The sequence below is a fragment of the Paenibacillus sinensis genome (assembly GCF_019904155.1).
Classification (GTDB): domain Bacteria; phylum Bacillota; class Bacilli; order Paenibacillales; family Paenibacillaceae; genus Paenibacillus_AQ; species Paenibacillus_AQ sinensis.
Map to the genome: position 1 here is coordinate 1 of NZ_JAHCMB010000122.1, position 6,181 is coordinate 6,181.

General features: G+C 45.8%; 4 protein-coding genes. All 4 read left to right on the top strand.

The window, feature by feature from the left end:
• Nucleotides 1-4,421, top strand: a 4,421-nt coding sequence (locus tag KIH86_RS29960; protein ID WP_223110512.1) for a beta-ketoacyl synthase N-terminal-like domain-containing protein, incomplete at its 5' end; no start/stop codon positions are given.
• Between the two features lies 1 nt (nucleotide 4,422).
• Nucleotides 4,423-5,619 (top strand): phosphopantetheine-binding protein, encoded by a 1,197-nt coding sequence (locus KIH86_RS13825; protein ID WP_223086104.1) that lies wholly within the window; start codon nucleotides 4,423-4,425, stop codon nucleotides 5,617-5,619.
• 49 nt (nucleotides 5,620-5,668) lie between these two features.
• Nucleotides 5,669-5,932 (top strand): MBL fold metallo-hydrolase, encoded by a 264-nt coding sequence (locus tag KIH86_RS29835; protein WP_268964162.1) that lies wholly within the window; start codon nucleotides 5,669-5,671, stop codon nucleotides 5,930-5,932.
• A gap of 10 nt (nucleotides 5,933-5,942) precedes the next feature.
• Nucleotides 5,943-6,181: MBL fold metallo-hydrolase (locus KIH86_RS29840; RefSeq protein WP_268964163.1), on the top strand; the 239-nt coding region annotated here is incomplete at its 3' end.

Below are 6,181 nucleotides of genomic sequence, written 5' to 3' on the forward strand. Positions count from 1 at the left end.
GAAGATGTGAAAGCTTCGGGGAAGGCGGCGACGGATATGTACCCGGCGAGGGAGTCGGGGCCGTATTGCTGAAGCCGCTATCGAAAGCGATCGCAGATGGCGACCAGATCTATGGGGTTATCAAAGGCACAGCCATCAATCATGGAGGAAAGACCAATGGCTATACGGTTCCCAGCCCCAATGCGCAAGGAAGTTTAATCGGCCAAGCCTTGAAGGAAGCCGGAGTGAATCCGCGGACCATCAGTTACCTGGAAGCCCATGGAACCGGAACGGTCTTGGGAGACCCGATCGAAATTACCGGATTGACCCGGGCTTTTGGGAAGGATACGGCGGACAGACAGTTCTGCGCAATCGGGTCGGTGAAGTCCAACATCGGGCATTGTGAAGGCGCAGCCGGAATAGCGGGATTAACCAAAGTGTTACTGCAATTCAAGAATGGCCAAATTGCGCCGTCGCTCCATTCGAAGGTGCTGAATCCGAATATAGATTTTAAGGAAACGCCCTTTGTGGTGCAGCAGGAACTGACGGAATGGAAACGGCCGCAGATCGAAACCAATGGAGAGGTCAAAGAATATCCGAGACGGGCAGGGGTATCCTCCTTTGGAGCCGGCGGCGCCAATGCCCATGTGATCATCGAAGAGTATATTTCAGAGGAACGGGAAAGTTCCGAATATGCGGTTAGTCCCGATCATCCGGTCTTGATCGTATTGTCGGCGAAGAATGAAGAACGCCTGGAAGAGCAAGTGCGGCAATTGCTAGGCGCCATTCAAGAGCAAGCCTTCACCGAAAAGGAGGTCATCGATATCGCCTATACGCTCCAGGTGGGGCGGGAAGCGATGGAAGAGCGTCTGGCTGTCATCGTAAGTTCCTTGAAAGAACTTCAAGACAAGCTGACCGGCTTCCTGGAAGGGAAGGACGATATCGAAGACCTGTACCGGGGACAGGTCAAACGTAATAAGGAGACGATGGCGCTCTTCACTACGGATGAGGATCTCAGTAAAGCGACCGATGCCTGGATAAGTAAGAGGAAATACGGAAAGCTGCTGGATGTCTGGGTGAAAGGATTGAACGTGGACTGGAACAGGCTGTATCCCGGTGTCAAGCCGCATCGAATCAGCCTGCCGACATATCCTTTTGCAAAGGAACGATATTGGTTATTTGGGGATGATAGTGAATCTAGCCAACGTAAGATGTGTTTTCTAAAAAAGCAATGGGAACAATGCTCCTCCACTCCTGCACGAAAAGCAGATCCGACCATAGCCATCCTATCCACGCAAGAAACAATGGGATTGGCCAACCATATTATCAGTCATTTTCCGAGAAGCCGTATTTTGGACATTAATGACTTGGGGCCCGAGCTCCGTCAATCGCCGTCCAAACGTAAAATGTATGATGGCCTGATTGATTTGACTGGTTGTGGAACAGATAAAAATGACTCTCTTACATGGGTTCCTTTTCTGCAACAATTGATTGAACAAGGGGATAAAGATGGTCTAACGATGTTATGTGTTACAAAAGGCTTGGAATCTTGCCATCATTCAACCATCAACTTATCGGGTGCCTCACACGCAGGATTATACCGCATGTTGCAAAGTGAATATAATCAAATGCGGTCACGTCATATGGATCTTGAGCCATCGGTCGAAGATAGCGAATCGGCACAACAGATCGCTTCGGAGTATTTAATGGACAGCGAAGAGCCGGAAGTATGTTACATGAAGGGGAAACGATATCGTTCTTATCTGCAGGAATACCAGGAAGTGAATAATGAAGAGCAAAAACCGGTATTCCCCGAGGAGCATGTGCTCTTAATTACCGGAGGAACGCGAGGCCTTGGCTATTTATGCGCTCAACATTTTATCGCCGAATATGGCGTCAAGCGTATCGTTCTTACTGGACGAGAACAGCTCCCTCCGCGAGAAGAATGGGACTTATTAAAGCAGCAGCACCCTAACACCCTCTCCCAAAAAATACGAGCTATCGAAAATTTGGAAGCCCAAGGTGTTCAAGTGCAGGTAAGATCGGTTCAATTAACCGATCCTTTTGCTGTACAAGAATGCATCAGGGAAATCAAAAACAGAATGGGGCCTATAGGGGGAGTTATCCACTGCGCGGGGATGAATGATCGGGAAAATCCCGCTTTTATCCGGAAACCACTCCACAGCATCCAACAGGTGTTAGAACCGAAGGTGGCCGGGTTGCAAATCCTAAATGAGAGCGTGAAAGATGAACCATTACAATTCTTTATTTTATTTTCATCCGTATCCGGTATTGTTCCAACTTTAGCAACTGGACAAAGTGACTACGCCATGGCGAATGCCTATATGGATTACTTTGCTGAGTCAAACGCTCATTCGCTCCCGATCATCAGTATTCAATGGCCCAACTGGAAAGAAACCGGCATGGGGGAAGTCAAAGGCCGAACCTATGAGCAAACGGGTTTATTAAGCCATACAAATCGTGAAGGTTTGAGTCTGCTGGATAAAGTGCTGGCTCGTAAAATCGGTCCGGTCATTCTCCCGGCAGTCGTAAATCCGGATATATGGAAACCTGATCAGTTGTTATCACGTGCCATTCAACAAACGTCCGGAACGAACAACGAAGCGCAGCGCGGCATCCATGTCCCGTCTGCAAAGACAGCCAGTGCCGTTGCAGATTCAACTGAAAAATATTTGCTGGAATTATTTGCGCGTGAATTAATGATAGATCCAGCAAAGCTGGACGTTCAAGTCCCCTTTCAGGACTACGGCGTAAATTCTGTTCTATTAGCTCAAATATTGCAAGAAATCAACAAATGGGTCTCCGATTCTCTGGACCCTTCAATTTTTTATGAATATTCAACCATTGAGTCGTTAGCAAGATGGATGTCCAATAGGCATCAGGCTACTCTATCTGACGTCTTGGGAATCCACTCAATGGAGGAACATCGTGACTCAACTCGTGATGTACCGAATGTAGCCGATCCCCTTGATCATTCGGAACAGCCGGCAGAACCACAATTCCCAAAGAGTTCAGATATTGCCGTAATCGGTCTTTCTTGCCGTTTCCCGGGGGCAACAAATCTCGAAAAGTATTGGAGGTTATTAGCGGAAGGGAGGACGGCAATCGGATCGGTACCAAAGGAAAGATGGGGATATCCAACGAGCTATTATGCCGGTCTAGTGGATAATATCGCCCATTTCGATCCTGAATTCTTTTTGATTTCCAAAGAAGATATCGGTTCCATGGACCCCCAGGCTTTATTAGTACTAGAGGAATGCCTTCATTTATGGTATCACGCAGGGTACACTCATCAGGAAGTTAAGGGGGAACCAATCGGGGTTTATTTAGGAGCCAGAAGTCAATTTCAACCTGATCAATCTCATTTGAGTAATACCCGAAATCCGATTATGGCTGTTGGACAAAATTATTTAGCCGCCAATATTTCGCAATTTTTTGATCTGCGTGGTCCTAGCCTTGTTCTGGATACAGCCTGTTCCTCCGCATTGGTCGGGATGAAGATGGCAGCTCAAGCTTTGCATAGCGGCGAGATTACTTCTGCGGTCGTAGGAGGGGTGAGCTTGTTGAATACGGATTCGGCACACCGGCTGTTTCAGCAGCGGAACATTCTAAGCCCTGATCCATCCTTTCATATTTTCGATCAACGTTCCCAAGGCATTGTACTGGGAGAAGGAGTAGGGATGGTTCTCTTGAAAACCGTAGAGCAGGCCCTGGCGGACGGAGACCGGATATATGCCACAATAAAGGCAATCGCTGTCAATAATGACGGACGTACTGCCGGACCAGCAACTCCCAACCTCCAGGCCCAAAAAGAAGTCATGAAAAACGCTTTGGCCCAGAGCGGCAAAAAAGCAGAGGAAGTAAGCTATATAGAGGCCAATGGTTCAGGCTCCGAGGTTACGGATTTACTGGAACTTAAAGCAATACAGTCCGTGTATCGTCCTTCCAACTCTGCCATTTGTGGTTTGGGATCAATAAAGCCGAATATCGGGCATCCGTTATGCGCCGAAGGAATTGCCAGTTTCATTAAGGTCGTCCTTATGCTCGAAAACAAACAAATCGTCCCCTTCTTATCTGGGGAGAAGGCAATGACGCATTATGATATGAAATCTGCGCCCTTTCTTTTTTATCGCAATCTTACCGATTGGACCAATATGCCACGGGTAGCCGCCATTAACTGCTTTGCCGATGGAGGCACGAACGCCCACGTAATATTGGAATCTTGGGAAGAGTCAAACTCATACATCGTTAAAAGGCATCCTCTGCCTCCTCCAGAATTGAAGCGTTATGACGTCCGGGAGGAAAAGACAGCGGTTCTTGCCACCACAACTGTGGCTCAGGACCCTCTGTCAATTCGTAATCATCAAAAGACATCGAACACCGTTAGTATCTGGAAAAGAAATATAGTGGAGGAATCATAAAATGAATGAACAATTCCTTATCGGCATCGACAATCCTATACTCGGCAACCATAAGGTATATGGTCAGGCCTTGTTACCTGGTTTGGCCTATATTGATATGTTATATCAATTTTTTCGGGAAAACGGTTATGACTATACCCAGCTTGAACTTCGAGATTTAACCATTTATAACCCTTTAATTGTGGAGGATGACCGTAGTGTCATGCTTCACATTCAATGCTCGGAAATTCAAAAAGGACAATGGCAGATCCGCATTGAGGGCCAGGAACAAGCGAATGGAATTTTATCAGCAGAAAAAAAACATTACGTAAGTGCTGAAATGCATCAGATTGCTCCTGTGATGTTCATTGAAACGATAGACGTCAATTTGATCAAACAATCAGCAAATGCAAAATCGATAGACGAAATCTATGAAAAACTTCGGGATCATGAACTGGTACATTCCGGATTTATCAAAGCCGAGGGAAACGTCTATACCCTGAATAATCAGACAATCATGGAGCTCTCTCTCGGACAAAATGCACTGCCCAGCGCATCCGGTTTTATGTTTCATCCTACTTTAATTGATGGAAGCGGAATTGGTGCAGTCGACTTAATCTCCAACCTATTTACCGAGACGCAGCAGCTATTTTTACCACTGGTTTATGAGTCGTTTCGAGCTTCCGCATTATTGCAGCAAACCTGCTATGCCCGCATTCCGATTTCATCCATCCAATCCAAACATGAACTGATTTCTTTTGCTTTGGAGTTTTTTAACGAATTCGGGAAAAAAGTGGGCGAGCTTAATAATCTGTCCGCTAAACTAGTTCGGGAACCCGGATTAATAAATGCTCAACGCAAAAATAACCCGCAATCATTGTTGGAGCAGCCTAGCTCAATGTCTTCGGAAGCAAACGCTGTGCCAGATCGCGTTCAAATACGATCTACCGAAATGGAGCCTTTTTTACAGCAGCTGCTCGCGAATCAGGTGAAAAAACCAGCTCATTTAATTAATACACGGATCGACTATTATGAAATGGGATTGGATTCTTCCGGATTATTGGAAATGGTCCATGCTATTGAAGCGAAGCTCAAGGTCAAATTACCGCCAACCTTGTTATTTGAGTACACAACCATAGCTGAATTAGCAACCTATCTTATACAAAACTACGCAGCGGAATTTAATCGATACAGCAATATCAAGCAGACCATCGAATGAATCCGGAACATGTAGAGATAATCCGTAGAACAGGAGGGGGGAATGATCTATGGGCACTCATACTGTATACCCATTAAAAGTGCGAAATCGAAAGCATATTAATTTCACCTATATTATTGTTGATGATACTACCAGAAATATAGCCATTATAGACCCGGCCTGGGAATTGGAGAATATAGAATCAACCTTGCAGATGTTGGATGGCCATCTTACAACGATATTATTAACACATTCTCATTACGACCATGTTAATTTAGTTCATGCATTATTGGAGAAGTATAATCCGCAAGTCTATTTATCTCATANAAGATAACGACTTTATCATGCTTGGCGATACGCAAATAACATGTATACTTACCCCGGGGCATACTTATGGGAGCGCTTGTTATCTCACATCGGATCATTTATTTACCGGAGACACCGTATTTATCGAAGGCTGTGGGCTCTGCGATACGGTCGGGGGAGATCCGGAGCAGATGTTCCATAGTATCCAAAGGATAAAATCCGCGATTAACCCTATGGTTCAAATATTCCCTGGACATTCTTATGGCAAAAATCCTGG